A 20214-nucleotide genomic window follows, 5' to 3' on the forward strand; every position below is an offset into this window, starting at 1 on the left:
ACGGGAGGCTTGGTCCCATGGCTCAGCGTTTGGTAGCTCTTTTGGCCGCCATAGCCGCCGTCGCCGGCTTTCTCATAACCCAACAAATCCGGACTGTGAGTGCGCTTAATCGGACGGCCGCCATCCAACAGGGGAAGACGCTCGAGTACTTAGTCACCAAGGCGGACCAGTTCAATGTGGTGCAAGAGCATCGCATCAGCCGATTGGCGGAGCGTCTTAAGGCGGAGCCGCCGGCTCCGTCCTTGGGGCCGATTGAAGCGCGGCTGTCGAGTACCGGCCCTCTGGCGGCGCTTACACCGGTTTCGGGCGCCGGCGTCACGGTACTCATGCACGACGCGACCCACGCCGCCTTTCCCGGCGAGCCGAACATGCTGCGCCTGGTCCACGATCAGTATGTTTTGCGGGTAATCGCTTTGATGTCGGCGGCGGGTGCCCGCGCCATCAGCATTGATGGGCAGCGTTTTACCGCCATCACCTCGATCTTTTGCGCCGGCCCCACCATTCGCATTAATGGGATCCCTTATGCCTCCCCTTACCGTATTGAGGCTGTAGGCCCGCGAGCGGCAATGTTGAAGGCCTTGAACAGCGATCCCGACATTCAGGGATGGGCTCAGCTGGTATCCATTAAGTACCACCCTGAATCTCATCTGGAAATTGCCCCCTATCGCGGCCCTGTGCAGTTTTCCCTGGCTAAACCTGTTAAGATAGGGGAGTAGAACCAGAAAGGGGAAATTCCTCCTTGTGGATTGTCGTTGTCGGTCTGGCAATGGGGATTCTCATCGGCTTGTCCTTCCCCAATGTCCTGCCGGTATCGTTCGCCAACTACTTGTCGATAGCCCTATTGGCTGCCATGGACTCGGCCTTTGGGGGCATTCGGGCCAGCCTGGAAGGCAAGTTTATTCCCCTGACTTTTGTTAGCGGGTTGGTGTCCAATGCCGTGCTGGCGGCACTTTTGACCTACCTCGGCAACAAAATGGGGGTTCCCTTATTTGACGCGGCGTTGTTTGCGTTCGGGTTCCGCATTTTCCAAAACCTCGGGGCCATTCGTCATGCGCTCATCGACCGTTGGCAGAAATCGCGGGTAAAATTGCATCATGAGTCGGTTTAAATGCAGGAAAAATGCGATTCAGGGAGAAGTTCATCCGAGAGCGATTTTCTCCCGCTGGAGGTGTCGAATTGGCCAAACGCCCATTAATCTTGGCAGTGGACGTGGGAACCACGAAAGTCTCGGCGCTAGTGGGCGAGGCACGTTCTGACGGGGAATTGACGGTATTGGGGATTGCCGCCACACCAGTGGCCGGCATGCGCCGAGGGCTTGTCTATGAGGTGGAACGGGTGGCGCTGGCTATTCGCGACGCCGTCAACCGTGCCAACAGCATGGCAGGCACCGATTTGAAGGAAGCGGCCGTGGCGGTGAATGGCGATCACTTGGCTGTTTTGGAAGGACAAGCCCGCATCGGCCTCAAAACCGGGACGGTTCGGGAAGAGGATGTTGAGCACGCCACCCACAAGGCGGCTCAAGTTGCTCACGATACCGATCGCGAAACGGTGCAAGTGATTCGCCGGGGATTGGCCGTGGACGGCTTTCGCGGTGTGGTGGACCCGGTCGGCATGGTGGCTCATCAGTTGGATGCTGAGGTGTTGGTGGTGACGGGAGTGGCCACTGTCCTCAAAAATCTCAAGCGGGTGGTCACGATGGCCGGACTGCATCCGATTCTGTGGGTTCCAGCTCCCCGTGCTTCGGCTGATGGTGTCTTGGCCGACGACGAAAAGCAGATTGGCGTGGTTCACCTCGACGTAGGCGGCGGGACTACAGGCGTCACCGTGCACCGTGGCGGGCACATTCAATATCTGGGCGTCGTGCCGCTGGGAGGCGAGTCGATTACCTCGGACCTTAGCGTGGGGTTGGGGGTGGTATCGACTCAGGCAGAGCGCTTGAAGTTGGAATATGCTGCAGTGGGTGCCGAACGGGATGGGACCCTAGAGGTGCGCGCTGTGAGCGGCCAGTCGGTGAAGCTAATCGCCGTGAAGGAACTTGAGGAGATAGTTGAGGCGCGCGTCGACGAATGGGCCTCAATGGTCGAGCAGCACTTGAGCCGCATTGAGTGGCCCAAAGGCCCCGCAGCGGGTGTGGTGATGACGGGTGGCGGGTCGCTCTTGAAGGGACTGCCGTCCTACCTCGAAAACCGTTGGGGATGGCCCGTGCGTCTGGGCGTGCCGATTGGACTCGGCGGCCTCTCCGATTTGTCGCGCAGTCCCGGCTACTCGGTGGCGGTCGGCGTGGCCCGCGCCGCCAAATCTCTTGGGTTTCGACCCCAGAGCGAGTCGTGGATTCAGCGCCTCTTGCAGTTTTGGATGACGTTATGGAACTAGTTGAACGACCCCAATGAGGGAGGAAACAGGATGTTAGATTTTGACCAGGCGGCAGAAAACTTTGCGGTAATTAAGGTGGTGGGCGTGGGCGGTGGCGGCACCAATGCCGTCAACCGCATGATTCAGGCCGGCCTGAAGGGCGTGGAGTTTATTGCTGTCAACACTGATGCCCAGGCGTTGGCGTTGTCCATGGCGCCCACGCGTCTGCAAGTCGGTGGCAAGCTCACCAAGGGATTGGGCGCCGGCGCCAATCCGGAGATCGGCCAAAAGGCCGCTGAAGAGAGCCGCGAACAGATTGCGGATGCATTAAAGGGTGCCGATATGGTCTTCATTACCGCTGGTATGGGCGGCGGAACGGGGACCGGGGCTGCGCCGGTGGTGGCAGAAGTGGCCAAGGAAGTCGGAGCCTTGGCGGTTGGCGTGGTGACCAAACCCTTCACTTTTGAAGGGCGCCGTCGTCAGACCTTTGCGGAAAAAGGCGCCAACAACCTGAAGTCGAAGGTGGATACGCTCATCACCATTCCCAACGACCGGTTGCTTCAGGTGGTGGAGAAGAAGACCTCAATTGTAGAGGCTTTCCGTATCGCTGACGACGTACTCCGACAGGGCGTTCAGGGCATTTCCGACCTCATTGCAGTTCCGGGCCTCATCAATTTGGACTTTGCCGACGTGAAGACCATCATGTCGGAAATGGGTTCAGCCCTCATGGGCGTGGGCGTGAGCCAAGGCGAAAACCGGGCCGCCGCAGCCGCCAAAGCGGCCATCTCCAGCCCGTTGCTGGAGACCAGCATCGACGGTGCCCGCGGAGTGCTGCTCAACATTACCGGCGGTGGGGACTTGGCGCTGTTTGAGGTCAACGAAGCGGCGGAAATTGTCATTCAGGCGGCCGATCCGGAAGCCAACATCATTTTCGGTGCTGTCATTGACGAGAGCTTGCGCGACGAGGTGCGGGTGACCGTCATTGCCACAGGATTTACTGGGGAACGGTCCCGCCGAGCCGACGCGGAGACGGCACAACCCCAGCAGGAAGTGGAGATTAAGCCTTTCTCCAATGACGATTTGGACATTCCCGCGTTTCTTCGCCGGCGCTCCTAGCATTCGCAGGAAAAACCCGCTTCCTTTCGGGAAGCGGGTTTTTTGTCGGCAATTTGAATGAGCGCCCTCCGCTGATTGACAGACTTCTTTGCCCTCCCTTCCTACAATAGGCGGTGTCGGGAGACATACCACGGTGTGGACTCCCATATGCATATTCTGACCCCTTGGGTCTGGTCAAGCGTGGAGGAGGGAGCTCTGGTGGTCAACGGCATTAGTACCCTCTTATTCAGTCTGGAAATGGACTGGGTGCTCGTATGGTTAACGGCGAAGCTTTTAGGCCATCGCACCACCACCCTTCGCATCACCCTAGCCGCTAGCGTTGGTCTTCTACCCACCCTATGGGTATTGCTGAGGCAAAACCTTTATGCCGTTCCGTGGGAATTAGGACTTGTGTGGCCTCTGGTCATGATGGCAGTGGCCTTTAAGGGACTGGCGCGCCGATTTTGGCTAAAGGGCTTGGTGCTGTTTTACGCCATGTCTCTTTTGGCAGGGGGCTTGATGAACGCTGGCTTGTCGTGGCTTCGGTTGTATTCGCCGGGATTCCCCGGTTGGGTGGACTGGGCCCTGTTGGCCCCCGCAGCGCTCATCGTGCTGGGCCTTTGGATGCCGACACGCCGTGTGCGGCAGCTGGTAGGGCGTGAAGCCTACGGGGAGATCGAATTGGAGCTGCAAAAGCGGGTGCTGCGGCTGCCGGTTCTCTGGGACTCGGGCAACGAATTGACTGATGCGAAGACGCGCCGGCCGGTAGTTATTGTCGAGATGGCTGCTGCGCTTGACTGGATCCCCGGAGACCTTCTGCCCTGGATTCTGGCTGTGCATCGCCAAGAGACGGATGTGCGGCCCCCCGAGCTGTGGCAGGATCGGGCTTCAGGGGTGCCATTTCACACCATCAATGGGCAAGGGGTGCTGCCCGCGGTGCCAGTGGACCGGGCCCGCGGCCAGTATAACGATCGCTGGCATGCCATGGTTCCGCAGATGGTGGCTTTTGCGCCCGGGCGCATCACCCGCGACCATAGTTATCATGCCCTAGCAACGCCTAAGAGTTTGATCCACTATCCGAATGAAAGGGTGGGAGCATGATCGAGACGGCGAATTGGGTATGGGATCAGGAGAGCAACTGGTGGCATCGTCTCGGACAGTCGCTGAAGGAGCTGTTCGGCGTCGTGGATCTGACCGATGTCCACTACGTGGGTTCCAGCGAAGCTCTGCCGCCACCTTTAACCGGTGATGAGGAAGCTCTCCTCTTAATGGACTTATCCGCAGGACAGATGACAGCCCGTGCGACGCTTATTGAGCGCAATCTCAGGCTGGTGGTCTACATCGCCCGCAAATTCGAAAATACCGGCGTGGGCATCGAAGACTTGGTCTCCATTGGGACCATTGGACTCATCAAAGCGGTCAATACCTTCAATGTGGAGAAGAAGATCAAGCTGGCCACCTACGCCTCAAAGTGCATCGAGAACGAGATACTGATGTATTTGCGCCGCAATTCCCGTACCCGCTCGGAAGTTTCCTTTGACGAGCCTCTGAATGTCGATTGGGATGGCAACGAGTTATTGCTGTCAGATGTGATGGGGACTGAGACCGATTTAATCTCGCGGCCCTTGGAAGAAGAGGTGGACCGGGTACTCCTCAAACGGGCCCTGGCAAAATTGTCGCCGCGGGAGCGGCGCATCATGGAATTGCGCTTTGGCCTCATGGATGGGCTGGAACGCACGCAAAAAGAGGTGGCTGATTCGCTCGGCATTAGCCAATCATACATCTCGCGGTTGGAAAAGCGGATTATCAAACGGCTCAGAAAAGAGTTCCGACGCATGGAATAACGGCGCGCTTGGGAGGCTGTCCCTAAAGAGGGCAGCCTCCCTTTCGCAGTTCGGGCGAGTCTTCCGAGAAACAGGGCTGACGGGGCAGCCCGTTCTTACGGATGGGTGTAAATCTTTACCGATGCGTGGGCGGCGGTTGGAGAAATCACCAAGGTATCCCACATACCCATGGCGGCGTGACCGGGGATGCCACACACCAAGGCAAAAGTACCGGATTTGTTCGCCGCAAAGTGAAAGGATTGCTGCACGCCGTAGGTCGATCCCATCGTGGGGTTCGGTGTCGAGGCATGAGAGAAAGCTAGGGCGCTCGCCGGTATTTCCGTATTGGTGTGGAATTTGAGCGGCACGATCATGGCGGAGTGGGCCTGTGCGTTGTCGACATTCTCGAACCTTACCGATACCTTCCAGCCCGTTGGCACGGTCAGCACCATTTGGCCATTGCCGTATCCGTTAAACGTCATCCGATTGCCTTCCCCGGCGTAGAGGTGAAAGGTCACACGCTTTTGCGCGCTGTTTTGCGTGACCCACTGGGCCGGATTGAAGGGTGGACTGACTGCGACATGAGATGGAGCCGCGCCGCATGCTGCCAACATTCCGGTGAGTGCCAGGGAGGCGGTCCAAGCTGGCACAATAAAGCGCTTCATGACAAGACTCCTCCTATTGGGCTTGCCGCTTTACGTCAAATATACCCGCCGCGCCGCGGTCAAACTGATTCATCGCGTGCGAGACAAACGAATAACTGCCTGGCTGTGTGAATTCCAGATGAATCAAAGCTCCGCCACCCGGCGGGATGGTAATGGTCTGCACGTCATAGAGGTGGTTTTGCGGATTCCCGGTATCCTGGACGTCGCGCAAAATACTGCCGACGACGTGAAAGGCGGATATTTCATTGGGCCCGGCATTGACCACGGCGATCGTAAACGGCTTGTCCAGGGGCGCTGGAAGCGGATTCTGGACGTACCGATCGGCAGACCCATTGAAGACCACATACCGCGGTTGTGCCGTCAAGACGGCATTTAAATTGTTAGGCTTGTAGAATTCGCTTTGCACCAGGGTATATAAGGGCGGCTTTTGTCCGGGGGGCGTCACGATTGCCATCCCGTACATGCCCTGTGCTATATGAAGTGGCATCGGTGAGGACTCACAGTGGTACATGAAAACCCCGGGAACGCTGGCGACAAAGTGAATGGTTTTACTTTGCCCTGGGAGCACCGGCGTGAAATTCTGGTTGGGCGCCACCAGCGCAGCGTGCAAGTCAATCGAATGTGGCATGCGGGGGTCGAGATTGTGCAAGGTGAGGCTGACATCATCTCCCTGCTTAAGGTAGATGACAGGCCCGGGGACAGTGCCATCGAAGGTCCATGCCGGAAAGGTCACGCCCGGCGCGATTTGAACCTTGGTTTCCTCCGCGTACATAGTAATCGTGACCTTCCTGCCATGCCGCACCAAGGTCATGGGCCGCGGGGGCTGGTTTAAAGGCTTCTCAGCGGTGGTTTTGGGAGCGCTCGCTGGGGGGTTGGGATGGCTCCCGCAAGCCCCTAGCAGCGCAGCCAGGGCAGCTACAGCTAACCCGATCAAACGACGTCGAATAGACTTGGTCTTGGCTGTCATGGAAAGCCCCTTTCCAATGCTGTTCTGTCAACGGTCTCTATCGGACAAGTCGTTTCCCCTGCTAGTGTGGCGGCCCGCCAGTTTTTCACTGTGACCCCTATCACACTTACGCCGTTGAATTCAAAAATCTCATAGCCAGGTGACCGCCGGGACGCAGACCCACACCGGGACAATACCGCGGCCATCATCACTGGCTGCGTGCCATCTTTCGAAACGCTGGCGTCGTTAACGCCCAAAGCGTTCGTTTCGAGCGAAGGGAAAGGGGCTACCTGAGACTCGCGTAACTCTTTCGGGACGCCCATTCATCCGGGTCCTTACAGCGCTGGCAACATTCGGGCTCTTGCGCTGTTGACGGGGTTATCCTAAGCTAACGAATATTAGCATAGGATAACTTGCGAGGCTGCCCATGATTTTACCGCAACGCGTGAAGCGCACGAATTCATCGGAGACTCGATGGTCTCGGCTATGGCCGCTGCTAGCGGCATTTGGACCGGGATTAATGGTGATGCTCGCCGATACGGATGTGGGTAGCATGGTGACGGCGGCTCAATCCGGAGCGGAGTGGCGTTATGCCATGGTTCTCCCGCAGCTTATCCTGATACCCATGGTGTACCTCGTGCAAGAAATTACAATCCGATTGGGACTCGTGACAGGGAAGGGCCATGGCGAACTCATCCGCGAACGCTTCGGAAAGCGCTGGGCCATTTTGTCGGTTAGCACCCTATTCTTATCGGGGATGGGCGCCCTGGTCACCGAGTTTACCGGCGTGGCGGGTGTCGGCCTCTTATTCGGCGTGAGTCCGCGTATCAGTGTGTCCATTGCGACCGTGCTTTTAATTGCGCTTGGGACGACAGGCAGCTATCGGAAGATTGAGCGTATCGGCATTGCGGTGGGCTTGCTGGAACTGATGGTGATCCCCGCTGCGATTATGGCCCACCCGCAGGCTTCGCAGATATGGCAGGGCTTAACAACCATTCCCGTGCACAACGCGAATTATCTGCTCCTGTTGGCCGCCAATATTGGCGCCGTTATCATGCCCTGGATGATTTTCTACCAGCAATCCGCCGTGCTCGACAAAGGCCTCACGGTCGCTCGATCGCGGGCAGCACGATGGGATACCGCTATCGGCGCCGTGGTCACGCAGGTAGTCATGATTGCGGTCGTCGTGATGGTCGCAGCAACCATTGGGCGCACGAATCCCGGGCATCCGCTCAATACCGTGCAGCAGATTGCATCCGGTTTAATCCCCGCTCTCGGCACGTTTGGCGCGAAAATCGCATTTGGCATGGGCGTATTAGGAGCCTCTTTCATTGCGGCCTTAGTGGTTTCGTTGGCGGCCGCCTGGGGTGTGGGCGAAGTCTGGGGCTTCAACCACAGTCTTAATCACTCCGTTCGCGACGCCAAATGGTTTTACGGCATCTACACCATGGCTCATGTGGGCGGCGCCGTACTTGTTCTCAGCGGAATCAATTTGATTCGCATCGACGTGGACACCGAAGTGATGAACGCCATGCTGCTGCCCATCGTGCTAGGGTTCCTTTTGCTGCTGGAAGCCAAAGCGATTCCCGTTGACTGGCGCATGAAGCGCTTCCATAAGTGGCTGGTCTGGGTGATGTCTTCATTCATTATGGCCTTTGGTCTTTATATGGGATTCAGGCTCCTCTTGTAACGCGTATTGGGTGCCCCCCAAAGGTGCGAGCGTCAAAGCTTCTTACTTGCCGTTATTTCCATATAGGGCCCGTCAAAGTGATTGGTGACAATGCGTTGGCAGGACTCTTGTATTCCCCTAAACCACGTTTCGTATAGAGAGATCCTAATCTGGTGATACTTTCATTGGGACCGTTTTTACCGAAGGGCAATCCGGGAGGTAAACAGCAACGCTATGCCGATGAACAAAGTCGAGATTCCGGGCGTCAACACCGCCAAGTTGCCGGTCTTGACCAACACCAAGATGCGGGAGTTGTTTCGGGCCATGCAGGCGGGGGATCAGAGCGCCAGGGATGAGCTCATCAACGGCAATTTACGCTTGGTGTTGAGTGTGATTCAGCGGTTCCAAAACCGCGGCGAACACTCCGACGATTTGTTTCAAGTGGGCTGTATTGGTCTCATGAAAGCGATTGACAATTTTGATCTGGGGCAGAACGTCAAGTTCTCCACGTACGCCGTGCCAATGATTATCGGAGAAATTCGCCGTTATTTGCGTGACAACAATCCCATTCGCGTCAGCCGTTCGTTGCGGGATATCGCCTATAAAGCACTGCAGGTTCGCGATCATCTTGTCCATCGATTCTCCAAGGAGCCGACCATTAGCGAGATAGCCGAGGAGTTGGCGGTGCCTCGTGAAGAGGTGCTTTATGCGCTGGATGCCATACAAGAGCCGATGTCTCTGTTTGAGCCCATCTACCACGACAGCGGGGATCCCATCTTTGTTATGGATCAGATTTCGGACGAGAAGAATCAGGACAAGACCTGGCTTGAAGGGATCGCCATTCGCGAGGCTATGCGGCGGCTGTCGGACCGGGAAAAGATGATTTTGACGATGCGCTTTTTCGACGGAAAGACGCAGATGGAAGTGGCCGACGAGATTGGTATTAGCCAGGCCCAGGTGTCCCGGCTCGAAAAGGCCGCGCTACACCACATGAGGAAGCATATGTAATGATGATGCTGAAATACTGGTTGGTGGCCTTCTTGGGCATGGCGGTGATTTGGGGGATGGCGCCGGCGGCCCAGAACACCCAGTCGCCCAAGCCCGACATAACCACCCCGCACGTGATTCGTTTTCGGGTTATCGCCAATTCGGACAACCCCGTGGATCAGGCCTTGAAGCTGGACGTGCGCGATGCCGTGCTGGAGAAGATGGATCCTGTCTTGAACGGAGTGAAAAGCCGGCAACTTGCGGCCGCCCGCATCAAAGCCATGGAGCCGGCATTGAGCCGTATTGCCAATCAGGTGCTAAAGAGCCATCACGTGGCTTATCGAGCGCGGGTGGAGTGGACTAAGACGGAATTTCCGACCAAAGCCTACGGCAGTTGGGTGCTGCCTGCCGGCCGTTATCAAGCGCTCCTGATTGTTTTGGGGCATGGGGCCGGGCACAACTGGTGGTGCGTATTGTTCCCGTCACTGTGCTTCATCGACATGGGAAACGCATTGGCCGTTCCGCAAAGCAGTGCCGCCCCGGCATCCACGGAGGCGACGGCGCCGACCCCCGGCGTGGCTCCGGCCACGGCCAGCCCGTCACCCGCGCCGACAACCAGCGTTTCCCATTCCCATCACCCATCGAGGACGCCGGGGGCCATTCAGGTCAAGTGGCAAACGCCCCACTTTTTAATCTCCCTCTTGGCCATTTTAGCGCGATAGTTGTATGGGTGGCGGACCCCACATACATATCAGGTGGGGGGATGCCGAATGGTGAAAACCTCCGAGCTTCGGATGAAGGATGTCATCAATGTGGTGGATGGCCGTCGACTCGGGCTGATCGGCGATCTGGAGCTTGATCTGGAACATGGCCGTATCAAGTCGCTGGTAGTGCCCGGGGCCAGCCGGTTTCTGGGACTCTTTGGTCGGGATCGCGATACGGTTATCGATTGGCGCCAGATCCAAAAAATTGGCCAGGATGTTATTTTGGTCGAGATTACCGGAAGCTACGAACAAACGCCCACCCAATCCTAGCGGCGCCCCCCGGGGCGCCATTTTTCCCATCGACGTCGCAATTTTCGGCTAACCTGTAGCTTTTATACCAGCTTCCCGTGTATGATGAGGCCGTGCCTCAACATTCACGCAAGGGGGGCTAGACTTGGCAACAGTCAACATCGAACAATTGGGCGAGGCCCGCTGGACCGGACGGACCACCTGGATGTTTATTTCCTTCGTCCTTGGTCTCGCCTTGGAGTCATACGTCTTTTCCTTACCGTCAATTGCGACCCTCTGGGTAAGCAACATGCCGAAATCGCTGGGACATCTGCTATTGGCCTGGGCACCCATCTGGCTAATCATTGGCATCATTTTAGCGGGACCCTTTTCCGACAAGTACGGGCGCAAGGTTACCCTCTATGTAACGTTGGGACTTTACGCCATTGGGGGCGCCGTACTCTTCTTCAGCAACTCCTACATTTTGATTCTTATCTCCCTGGCACTCATGCTGATGGCCGGAGGCGGCGAAATGAACTCCATCATGGTGGCCAGCCACGAGCTCATGCCGCGAAAGCATCGGGGCAAGGCGACCATGATGATTATCAATGGCATCAATTTTGGCGGTTTAGTGCTGGCAATTCTTGCGCTTGCCACTGCGGCATTGAAAGGGAGCGCCGCCATCGGCGCCCAGCGTACGGTTGTGGCGGTCGCCGTGCTGGTGGTGGTCGCCATTTTGTTCGCGACCCGCGCTAGCATGCCGGAATCCTTTCTCTGGCTGCAGAAGCGTGGACGCACGGCCGAGTTGGAGAAGACCGTTCAAGCCTATTTTGGACCAGAAGTGTCGGCCGCGGCGGTGATTCAGGACACCGTCGGATCGAGTCAGCCCCGGGTGGAAAAGAAACCCTCTGCCGGCTACGTGTGGTTTACCATGATTATCATGATCCTTATTGCTGCCGCCAACACCATTGGCTTTGGGCTCATGGCCTATTCTCTGGCCTATGATTTCTTCCCCAACTTGCAGCCGGTCATCCTGGCCGTGTTTGAGGGAGCGGGCTTCGCCATTGGTTTCATCGGACTCATCGCCGACCGCGTCTCACGCAAGAAGTTTCTCTTCTGGAGTTTCCTCGGGACCTTCGTCATGACCGCCATTGTGGGACTTACGACCAAAACCTGGCAGCACAATATGGCGATCTTTTGGATTTTCCTCGTCGTTTTGGCCGGGGTCAACTCCCTTTGCTACCTCACCGAAGACACGGTGAAAGCTGAGGTATGGCCGACCTTGCAGCGCGGCACCCTCACGGCAGTGGCCCGTTTTGTCTCCATCGGCCTCTACATTCCTGCCTTGTATTTCGCTCCCACGAAGCCTGGCGCGTACATCCTGTTCAACGCCGTCATTTGGTTCGTCGGGCTTCTGGCCGCAGCGGCATGGTACATCTGGGGCCGCGAAACAGGTCGCGGGCTCAGCATTCAGGAAGCGTCGGGGGAAGCCTAAGACAGCGGATCCAAGCCTCGGAGAGACCCTCCGGGGCTTTTTTCATGCTCTGGAAAAAATGGAGTTTGGATTCAAGGACAATGGACGATGAGGATTGATAAGATAGCGGTATGAAGCGGAGGGATGATGGTGGAGTTTCGGCTGGAAGGCAATCGGGTGGTCTTTGATGTTCATCCTCGGGTGCAAGCGTGGTTTTCCACCCGGCGGGGCGGGGTGAGCCTCCCTCCCTTTGACACGTTGAATCTGTCTTTCGGGGTGGGGGATCTGAAGGCTGCCGTCACGGAAAATCGCCGTCGGATGGCGGCCTGGGGAGGTCGCGAGCTCGACCAGCTGGTGATGCCGGCGCAGGTGCATGGAAACCACATTGAGTGGGTTACCCGCCTGCACGCGGGACGCGGCGCCCGCGGCGCCCATCCCATTCCCGACACCGATGGCTTCTTGACCGAGGATCCCGAGGTGTTGCTGGGGCTAGGATTCGCCGATTGCACGCCCATTTTCGTTGCCGATGTGAACGCTCGCGTGGTGGGACTGTGGCATGCGGGCTGGCGCGGCACCGTGAAGGGGATTCAGCGGGTGGGTGTCGAGATGCTGGCTCAGCGCGGCATTCCCCCCGAAGATCTCCTGATTGGCTTGGGCCCCGCCATTGGTCCCTGCTGTTACGAAGTGGATGAGCCGGTAGTCCGCGAGGTGCGTCGGGTGGCGGATGATGCGGTGCTCGAGCCGGTGGACGCAAGCCATTCGCGGCTGGATGTGAGGGCGTTGAACCGCCGATTGCTGGAACAGGCTGGGGTGCGTCCTGAGCATATTGCCGAGGCGCCCTTTTGCACCGGATGCCGATCGGATTTGTTCTTTTCATACCGCGTGCAAGGCCGGTTGACGGGACGCATGGGAGGATACATATGTCTAAAACCCTGATTGCCGAGCGCGTGGCCGAGATTAAGGAGAAACTCCGGGAACTGGCTCCGGATCGGCGGGTGTCGCTGATGGCAGTCACGAAATATCGTACGCGCGAGGAGGCGCTGGCGGCTGTGGCCGCCGGGGTCGACATTCTTGGGGAAAACCGTATTCAGGAAGCGGTACAAAAATGGGGCGATGAGAAGCCGTCTGTCGCTCTTCATATGATTGGACATGTCCAGACAAACAAGGTAAAATATGGAATCAATCTCTTTGACTCCTTCGACAGTGTGGACAGCGATCGGCTTGCGGAGATGCTGAATCACCGTGCCAGTGGCCTGGTAAGGGTGATGATTGAGGTGAACGTCGGGCGGGAGACAAGCAAGTCGGGGCTGATGCCAGAGGAGACGCTCCCTTTCTTAGCGTCATTCGAGCGTTGGCCGAAACTTCAGGTAACGGGTCTGATGACCGTGTTGCCGGCACGACAAGAGAATTCTGTCGAAGAAAGCCGAAGAATTCGGCGTCATATGCAGGAAATGGTAGATTTGTGGCGAATGTGTCGGAGTGAAGGATTTCCCTGGGCCCCGATGACTGAGTTGTCAATGGGAATGACTGGGGACTGGGAATGGGCCGTGGAGGCGGGTTCCACCATTATTCGGCTGGGCACGTTTCTGTTTGGTCCGCGTCTATGAGGAATGAGGGTATCTGCATCCGGGGGAGGATACGAAAATGGCTGGCATGATGGGAAAATTTCTTAACTTTGTGGGGTTGGAAGAGGTCGAGGAGGACGAGTTCGAGACCGAGGTGGATGAGCCCTCGCAGTCGGTCTCAGATTGGGAGGACGAGGTGCCGAAGCGCAAGCGGAGCGGCGTGGTGAGCTTACCCACGTCACGGAACATGAGGGTGGTTGTCATGCACCCCCGGACCTTAGAGGAAGGACAGGCTATCGCCGATCAGGTGAAGGGCCGCCGTCCGGTCATTGTCAATCTGGATTTGGCCGAAGAGCGGGCTGGCCAGCGGCTCTTGAACTTTCTTTCCGGTGTAGCCTATGCGTTAGACGGTGGTCTGCGCAAAGTGGGGGACAATATTTTCTTGATTACGCCTAGTAATGTAGAAGTAGCCAGCGAAGACCAAGACGATCAGGCATCATGGCGAGGTGGCCTTTCTAAGTGACCACGTGGGGCCAATGGGTCAGCATCATCGCTGTGCATCTAGCAGAAACAGTTTTGCTGTTGACGCGGATCTTCTATGTGGTGCTGATGGTTCGCATTGTGGCCTCGTTCTTTCCACCCCGCACTGACGGGTTGTGGAGCCGTGTGGCGGGATTTTCCGTGCGGGTGACGGAGCCGGTCTTGGCCCCCATCCGGCGGAGAATCCCGCTTATGGGTATGATGGACCTGTCGCCTTTAATCGCGTTTTTTCTCGTGGATATCGCGGGAACCCTTCTGTACAAACTATTGTTGTATTTGGCGCGAGTTTAAAAGGGGGTTTGGCCATGCCATTAACGGTATTAGATATTCAAAACAAGGAGTTTAAAACCAGCATCCGCGGGTACAACCAGGATGAAGTGGATGAATTTCTGGATGAGGTCATGAAGGACTACGACGCCCTCATTCGGGAAAACGAGGAGCTCCGGCACAACACCTCGGGTATGGGAGAAAAGCTGGAACAATATCGGCAGTTGGAGCGCACCTTGCAGAATACCCTGGTGGTGGCGCAGTCCACGGCGGACGAAATGAAGCAAGCGGCCCGCAAGGAAGCGGAATTGGTGGTCAGGGAAGCTGAAGCCCGAGCCCGGGAGCTGATGCAAAAGGCGGAGTCTGAAGTGGGGCGTCAACATGAGAAGCTGGAGCAGCTGCGACGCGAAACGGAGCAATTTCGGGCCCGCGTCAAGAGTCTCCTGGAGTCCCAAATTGCGCTTCTAAACCAGGCGGATTTAACCTTGCCCGCCGTCCGCGACAGCCAGACGCTGGAAACGGCCCGCGAGCACGTTACACCTTGACATTTTGGCTATAATAAAGTGGAAGAAATCGATGACTGGGACGGTCGGTGGAAGAGGAGCCTAGAGAGTTGACGGTTGGTGCAAGTCAACCTCCTGTCTGCCAGCACTATCACCCAGGAGAGCGACGTGAACGATAGTAGCGAAGCCGGGTACGCCCGTTAGCGCGTCTTTCGAGTGCTGCAGATGCTGCAGAACTAGGGTGGTACCACGCCAACGCGCCCCTTGCTGATGCAAGGGTTTTTTTGATCGCCACGAAGGAGGAAGCATGGATTACCGCGAGACGCTCAATTTGCCGAAAACGAATTTTCCCATGAAGGCCAACTTACCTGTCAAGGAGCCTTCACGGCTGGAAGAATGGGAGAGTGTGAACCTCTATCAGACCCAGCGCAAGCTCCGCCAGGGGGCGCCTAAATTTGTTCTGCACGATGGACCGCCCTACGCTAATGGCGACATTCATGCCGGTACGGCGTTGAACAAAATTTTGAAGGACATGATTAACCGATACTGGACTTTGGCCGGCTACGACGTGGTCTATGTCCCAGGATGGGATACGCATGGGCTGCCCATCGAGATGCGCGCCTTAAAGAAGCTGGGTGTCTCCCAGCACCAGATTGACCCCCTGACCTTGCGCCGGGAGTGCGAGGCCGTGGCCCGCCACTATATCGGGGTGATGACCGAAGAATTCCAGCGTCTCGGGGTGATGGGGGCCTGGCAAGACCCCTATATCACCCTGACGCCGCAATATGAAGCGGCTGAGCTCAGGGTGTTTGCCGATCTGGTGGACAATGGGTTAATCTATCGAGATCTAAAAGCGGTGTATTGGTGCCCGCATTGTGAAACGGCGCTCGCGGAAGGCGAGATTGAGTACAAGACGCACCGTTCACCGTCAATTTACGTGGCTTTCCCGGTGGTGGACGATCAGGGGCTTGGATTGCCCGACGGGACGCGGGCTGTCATTTGGACCACGACGCCCTGGACGATTCCCGCCAACGTGGCCATCGCGCTGCATCCTGAGTTGCACTATGACCTGGTGGACACCCCAGAGGGGCCGCTGCTCGTGGCCCATGATTTGGTCGAGCGCGTCCTGACGGTTTTGGGTGTGGAAAATCGGGGCACCCTGAAGACCTTTGTTGGCCATGACTTAGAAGGGGTGGTGGCCCGCCATCCCTATTTGGATCGCCAATCTCCCTTTGTTTTGGGCGGGCATGTCACTGCCGAAAGCGGTACCGGACTGGTGCATACGGCGCCGGGCCACGGCGTCGAGGACTTTGAGGTGGGGCGCCAGTATGGGCTCCCCGTCATCCAGCCCTTGGATGATCGCGGACGTTACTTCAAAGATACCCCGGTGGTGGCGGGGTTGTTCTATGCCGACGCCAACCCCGTCGTGCTGAAAACGCTGCAAACATCCGGGGCGCTGTTGCACGCTCAGGATTACGATCACCAATATGCGTACTGCTGGCGGTGCAAGAACCCGGTCATCTATCGCGCCACCTCGCAGTGGTTTTTATCCATCGACCGCATTCGCGAAACGCTCATCGAAAAAACTTACGGAGTCAACTGGGATCCGGCCTGGGGCGGCGACCGCATGCGCTCCATGGTCTCGGATCGCAACGACTGGTGCTTGTCTCGCCAGCGCGTTTGGGGGCTGCCTATTCCCGCCTTCTATTGTGAAGACTGCGGCCATCCGGTCTTGGACGCCGAATTGGTACGGCGGGTAGCGGACATTATCGGCCGGGAGGGCAGCAACGCTTGGTGGTCGGAGCCGGCTGCACACTTTTTGCCGGACGGGTACTCGTGCTCTTCGTGTGGGTCGACATCCTTCCGCCAGGAAAAGGATATCTTTGATGTCTGGATGGATTCGGGCTCCAGCCAAGCGGCCGTGTTGGCCGAGCGCGAAGGGCTGAAGTGGCCGGCCGATCTGGTTTTGGAGGGAAACGACCAGTATCGCGGGTGGTTCCAAAGCCTACTGACCACCGGGGTGGCCACTCGCGGCGGTGCCCCCTATCAGATGGTATTGACCCACGGGATGGTGTTGGACAAATCCGGGCAGGAGATGCACAAGTCGTTGGGCAACACCATCGATCCGTTAGATATTGTCAACCAGTACGGCAGCGACATTCTCCGGCTGTGGGTGGCCACCTCGGACTTCCGCGGCGATGTGCGCATCTCCGATGAAATTTTGCGCCAGCTATCCGAGAGCTACCGCAAGATCCGCAACACATTTCGGTTTCTTTTGGGGAACCTGCACGGGTTTGATCCGGCCCATGCAACGCGCGGTACCGTGTCCGATCCCTTGAACCGCTGGGCGTTGGATCGGGTCAACCGCTGGCTTGAAGAGGCCCGCGAAGCCTATCGTCAATATCATTTTCACACCATGGTGCATGGCTTGCTGCACCTTATGATTATTGATCTGTCGAGCTTCTATCTGGACGTAATTAAGGATCGCCTCTACACCTGGGCACCCTCCGATCCGGTGCGGGTCGAAACCCAGCGGGTTTTGTTCTACATTCTTGGGGCGCTCACCCGTGCCATTTCCCCGGTGCTGGTGTTCACGGCGGAGGAGGTATACCAAGAAATCCCCAGGCGGCCGGAGGATCCTTCGTCAGTGCATCTGACCACATGGATGGATCCTTGGGAAATTGGCTATACCGAGGAGGAGCATGGCCGGCTTGAGCGGCTCCTCGGTTATCGCGAGGTAATTTTGAAGGCCTTGGAGGATCTGCGGCAGCAAAAAGTGATTGGCAACAGTTTGGCCGGCGAGGTGCACCTCACCATTCCCGAGTCCGATCCGGCCTTAACCGAGGAGGATGTGGCGCTTTTGACGGAAATGGCCCTAGCCGCCAAAGTGACTTGGACCGCGGGACCGGAACTGGCGGCGGTGGCGCGGCCCACCGCGTATCTTCGCTGTGAGCGGTGCTGGCGCTATACGCCGGACGTGAATCAAGAGGGCGGATTGTGTGCGCGGTGCCAAGGCGTGCTGGTGGAGCTGCAAGGCTAATGGGGCGAAAAATTGGCGCGCTTATCCTAGCAGTTTTTGTATTCGGCCTCGACCGCTGGCTTCAGGTGCTAGTCGCGAGCCATATGGTGCTGGGGCAATCGATTCCCGTGCTGCCGCCGGTGTTGTGGATAACCTATATTACCAATACCGGGGCCGCCTTCAGCCTTTTCCGACGGGGCGGCGACCCGGTGTTCATTGTCATCGCGTTGGCCATATTAGTGGCGTTGGCCATCTTTATCATCCGCCAGCCGCGGCTTTCAACCCGCCTCAGTGTCGGGGCGGGGCTGTTGGCAGGCGGGACGGCTGGAAATCTCTGGGATCGACTGGTGAGTGGCCGGGTGGTCGACTATATTCACTTCCGTTTTTGGGCCATTTTCAATCTTGCCGACGCCGCCATCGTGGTAGGCATCATCCTGATTGTGTGGGAGTTTTGGAGAAAGGATCAGGAACGTGCCGGATACGACGCATAAGGTGCTGCCCGAACACAGCGGAATGCGGCTTGACCGCTTTTTACAATCCTTCGGGCCGGACCGGTCCCGCGCTTTTTGGCAGCGGCAGATCGAAGCGGGACGGGTCTTGGTCAACGGCCGGAGGGAAAAGGCGGGATACGTGCTGAAACCCGGGCAGACGGTGCAGGTGGAGCCGGTGAAGGAAATGCCGCCCGCTCTTAAAGCCGCTCAGGGCTCCGACGCAGGTCTGCCCGACTGGGTGGTTTACCTGGATGAGCATCTCATGGTGGTGAATAAGCCGCGCGGGTTGGTGGTGCATCCGTCCGCCGGGCATTGGCAAGACAGTCTGGTGCATCGCTTATTGCCTTGGCTTCCCCATGAAGAGGGTGAATGGCGTCCGGGCGTGGTGCATCGGTTGGATCGGGATACCAGCGGGTTGATGGTGTTGGCGCGCCATCAGAAGGCGCGGGAAGCGTTGTCCGTTGCCATTCAGGCGCGCCAGGTGACCCGTCAATATGTGGCTGTGGCCCGTGGACGGCTGGCACCCGAAAAGGGGGTGATTGATGCCCCGTTGGGCCGCGATCCCCGCCAGCGGCTGCGTATGGCGGTGGTTTATGGCGGACGGGAGGCGCGCACCCATTATCGCACCGTGGCGCGGTGGCCGGGCATGAGTTTGCTGGCGCTCACGCTGGAGACGGGCCGTACCCATCAAATCCGCGTCCACCTGGCCTCGCTGGGGCATCCGGTGGTTGGAGACCCCCTCTATGGCGGGCGCCTTGAGCCCTTTCGGCACGGGCAGCTTTTGCATGCGGGCCGTCTGGCCTTTGAGCATCCGGTGAGCAAGAAGCGGCTGGCCTTTACGGCGCTGCCGCCGTCCGACTGGGCCCAGTTGGCCCAATTCGGGGCACCGGAGATCGCGGCGCCGTATGTCTATGCCGAGGGTGTAGAACCGACAACCCCTCAGTGGCTCTCGGCACTTTCCATTCCAACGCTGTAGCGCATGTCGCGCACGATGGGCAACAACTGTTCCAGCACCTCGTGCCGGAGATTATCTTCGCGTTTGCCCTGAGCCTCCATCCGCACCACAATCCCGTATTGGGCGACTCCGACATCCGCCAAGCCGACGTCCGCGGTCGGCAATCGTTTGCGAAGGCGGTCGATGAGCTCGCCCGCATCCAGTTCAAGATCTAGGTCGAAGCGCATGCGCACCTGATACCGACTGCGCCGCTGGTGATTCTGAATCGCCGCCTGCATCATAATCCCATTGGGAACTTCGAGCGGCACGCCCTCATCGGTAATGAGGGTGGTGTACGCGAGATTAATGTCGCTCACCCGCCCGCTGTAGGTCGGCTTCATGGCTTCGTGGGCAAATGAGGGCATGAGTACGGAGAATTGCCAAGTGACAAATTGAATCCGGTCTCCGACTTCAAAGGGACGAAAAATGATGAGGCCAATACCGGCAATGAGGTTGGCCAAGAAATTTTGCCCGGCAAGGCCTAAAATGACGCTCAAGAAGGCGGAGCCAAACACGGCTGACGATAGGCCGACGCCCAAGGCCGCCAATACGCCCAGCGCGATGGCCAGATACAGCACCAACCGCCCCAGAAACCGCAGCGACGTTGCCGACCGAGACCCGATGCGGTCAGAGGACAGGCGCCGGAGCCAACGCTCCACCACAAAGGAAATGGCGGCACCAATCAGCACCACAATGCTGGCACGGAAAAAATCGCCGTAATGATGGGCAACCGGATGGGGCAAGTGCGCCAAGACAATTTTGAGGCCCAAAGCTAGGGCCACCATAAGAACGATGGGCCAATAGTTTTTCAGTTCTCGAAATGTCATGGAGT

At 57.8% G+C, this 20214-nt stretch carries 22 protein-coding genes; 19 read left to right on the forward strand and 3 right to left on the reverse strand.

The annotated features are described in order from the left end of the window. Window positions 1-17: 17 nt before the first annotated feature. The 6 genes from HIJ39_RS04515 (at window position 18) to sigE (ending at window position 5291) form a co-directional block, all read left to right on the forward strand. Window positions 18-716 carry a DUF881 domain-containing protein gene (locus tag HIJ39_RS04515; protein WP_169097155.1) on the forward strand — a complete coding sequence of 233 codons (699 nt, stop codon included), beginning with the start codon at window positions 18-20 and terminating at the stop codon, window positions 714-716. 23 nt (window positions 717-739) lie between these two features. After that, the gene (locus HIJ39_RS04520; RefSeq protein ID WP_169097157.1) at window positions 740-1108 is read left to right on the forward strand and encodes a small basic family protein; all 369 of its coding nucleotides are present in this window, start codon (window positions 740-742) and stop codon (window positions 1106-1108) included. A gap of 68 nt (window positions 1109-1176) precedes the next feature. Further along, window positions 1177-2373, forward strand: a complete 1197-nt coding sequence (ftsA, locus tag HIJ39_RS04525; RefSeq protein ID WP_169097159.1) for a cell division protein FtsA — start codon at window positions 1177-1179, stop codon at window positions 2371-2373. Between the two features lie 30 nt (window positions 2374-2403). After that, window positions 2404-3468 carry a cell division protein FtsZ gene (ftsZ, locus tag HIJ39_RS04530; RefSeq protein WP_169097161.1) on the forward strand — a complete coding sequence of 355 codons (1065 nt, stop codon included), beginning with the start codon at window positions 2404-2406 and terminating at the stop codon, window positions 3466-3468. A gap of 198 nt (window positions 3469-3666) precedes the next feature. Next, window positions 3667-4548, forward strand: coding sequence for a sigma-E processing peptidase SpoIIGA (locus HIJ39_RS04535; RefSeq protein WP_169097163.1), 882 nt, complete (start codon window positions 3667-3669; stop codon window positions 4546-4548). Beyond that, a complete protein-coding gene (gene sigE / locus HIJ39_RS04540) occupies window positions 4545-5291 on the forward strand; it encodes an RNA polymerase sporulation sigma factor SigE (protein ID WP_169097165.1) in 747 nt (248 codons plus the stop codon). The genes HIJ39_RS04535 and sigE overlap by 4 nt, the downstream gene beginning before the upstream one ends. A 95-nt stretch (window positions 5292-5386) precedes the next feature. Here the strand turns inward: sigE and HIJ39_RS04545 are convergent, their stop codons facing one another. Then, window positions 5387-5935 carry a sulfocyanin-like copper-binding protein gene (locus HIJ39_RS04545; RefSeq protein ID WP_169097167.1) on the reverse strand — a complete coding sequence of 183 codons (549 nt, stop codon included), beginning with the start codon at window positions 5933-5935 and terminating at the stop codon, window positions 5387-5389. A 13-nt stretch (window positions 5936-5948) separates the two neighbouring features. After that, window positions 5949-6902 (reverse strand): multicopper oxidase domain-containing protein, encoded by a 954-nt coding sequence (locus HIJ39_RS04550; protein WP_169097169.1) that lies wholly within the window; start codon window positions 6900-6902, stop codon window positions 5949-5951. Between the two features lie 406 nt (window positions 6903-7308). Between HIJ39_RS04550 and HIJ39_RS04555 the strand changes: the two genes are divergently transcribed. The 13 genes from HIJ39_RS04555 (at window position 7309) to HIJ39_RS04615 (ending at window position 19364) form a co-directional block, all read left to right on the forward strand. After that, window positions 7309-8571, forward strand: coding sequence for an NRAMP family divalent metal transporter (locus HIJ39_RS04555; RefSeq protein WP_169097170.1), 1263 nt, complete (start codon window positions 7309-7311; stop codon window positions 8569-8571). 213 nt (window positions 8572-8784) lie between these two features. Beyond that, the gene (gene sigG / locus HIJ39_RS04560; RefSeq protein ID WP_169097172.1) at window positions 8785-9558 is read left to right on the forward strand and encodes an RNA polymerase sporulation sigma factor SigG; all 774 of its coding nucleotides are present in this window, start codon (window positions 8785-8787) and stop codon (window positions 9556-9558) included. Continuing rightward, window positions 9558-10259, forward strand: coding sequence for a stage II sporulation protein R (gene spoIIR / locus HIJ39_RS04565; RefSeq protein ID WP_169097174.1), 702 nt, complete (start codon window positions 9558-9560; stop codon window positions 10257-10259). The genes sigG and spoIIR overlap by 1 nt, the downstream gene beginning before the upstream one ends. Before the next feature lie 48 nt (window positions 10260-10307). Then, on the forward strand, window positions 10308-10571 hold the full coding sequence (locus tag HIJ39_RS04570; protein ID WP_169097176.1) for a YlmC/YmxH family sporulation protein: 264 nt from the start codon (window positions 10308-10310) through the stop codon (window positions 10569-10571). 124 nt (window positions 10572-10695) lie between these two features. Beyond that, window positions 10696-12024 carry an MFS transporter gene (locus tag HIJ39_RS04575; protein WP_169097178.1) on the forward strand — a complete coding sequence of 443 codons (1329 nt, stop codon included), beginning with the start codon at window positions 10696-10698 and terminating at the stop codon, window positions 12022-12024. 123 nt (window positions 12025-12147) lie between these two features. Then, the gene (gene pgeF / locus HIJ39_RS04580; protein WP_243239345.1) at window positions 12148-12939 is read left to right on the forward strand and encodes a peptidoglycan editing factor PgeF; all 792 of its coding nucleotides are present in this window, start codon (window positions 12148-12150) and stop codon (window positions 12937-12939) included. Continuing rightward, window positions 12924-13610: a YggS family pyridoxal phosphate-dependent enzyme gene (locus HIJ39_RS04585; protein ID WP_169097180.1), complete on the forward strand. Its 687-nt coding sequence runs from the start codon at window positions 12924-12926 to the stop codon at window positions 13608-13610. The genes pgeF and HIJ39_RS04585 overlap by 16 nt, the downstream gene beginning before the upstream one ends. Window positions 13611-13647: 37 nt before the next feature. Beyond that, window positions 13648-14091, forward strand: a complete 444-nt coding sequence (locus HIJ39_RS04590; protein WP_169097182.1) for a cell division protein SepF — start codon at window positions 13648-13650, stop codon at window positions 14089-14091. Further along, window positions 14088-14399, forward strand: a complete 312-nt coding sequence (locus HIJ39_RS04595; protein WP_338055074.1) for a YggT family protein — start codon at window positions 14088-14090, stop codon at window positions 14397-14399. The genes HIJ39_RS04590 and HIJ39_RS04595 overlap by 4 nt, the downstream gene beginning before the upstream one ends. Window positions 14400-14413: 14 nt before the next feature. Continuing rightward, the gene (locus HIJ39_RS04600; protein WP_169097184.1) at window positions 14414-14920 is read left to right on the forward strand and encodes a DivIVA domain-containing protein; all 507 of its coding nucleotides are present in this window, start codon (window positions 14414-14416) and stop codon (window positions 14918-14920) included. 265 nt (window positions 14921-15185) lie between these two features. Next, window positions 15186-17918, forward strand: coding sequence for an isoleucine--tRNA ligase (gene ileS / locus HIJ39_RS04605; RefSeq protein ID WP_169097187.1), 2733 nt, complete (start codon window positions 15186-15188; stop codon window positions 17916-17918). After that, on the forward strand, window positions 17918-18388 hold the full coding sequence (gene lspA, locus HIJ39_RS04610) for a signal peptidase II (RefSeq protein ID WP_169097189.1): 471 nt from the start codon (window positions 17918-17920) through the stop codon (window positions 18386-18388). Before ileS ends, lspA begins: the two co-directional genes overlap by 1 nt. Next, window positions 18369-19364 carry an RluA family pseudouridine synthase gene (locus tag HIJ39_RS04615; RefSeq protein ID WP_338055075.1) on the forward strand — a complete coding sequence of 332 codons (996 nt, stop codon included), beginning with the start codon at window positions 18369-18371 and terminating at the stop codon, window positions 19362-19364. The genes lspA and HIJ39_RS04615 overlap by 20 nt, the downstream gene beginning before the upstream one ends. Here HIJ39_RS04615 and HIJ39_RS04620 read toward each other — a convergent pair. Next, complete coding sequence (locus HIJ39_RS04620; protein ID WP_169097191.1) at window positions 19328-20209, reverse strand: mechanosensitive ion channel family protein; 882 nt, start codon at window positions 20207-20209, stop codon at window positions 19328-19330. The genes HIJ39_RS04615 and HIJ39_RS04620 overlap by 37 nt on opposite strands. Window positions 20210-20214: the final 5 nt, after the last annotated feature.

The organism is Sulfobacillus harzensis, from assembly GCF_012933365.1.
Lineage (GTDB): Bacteria > Bacillota > Sulfobacillia > Sulfobacillales > Sulfobacillaceae > Sulfobacillus_B > Sulfobacillus_B harzensis.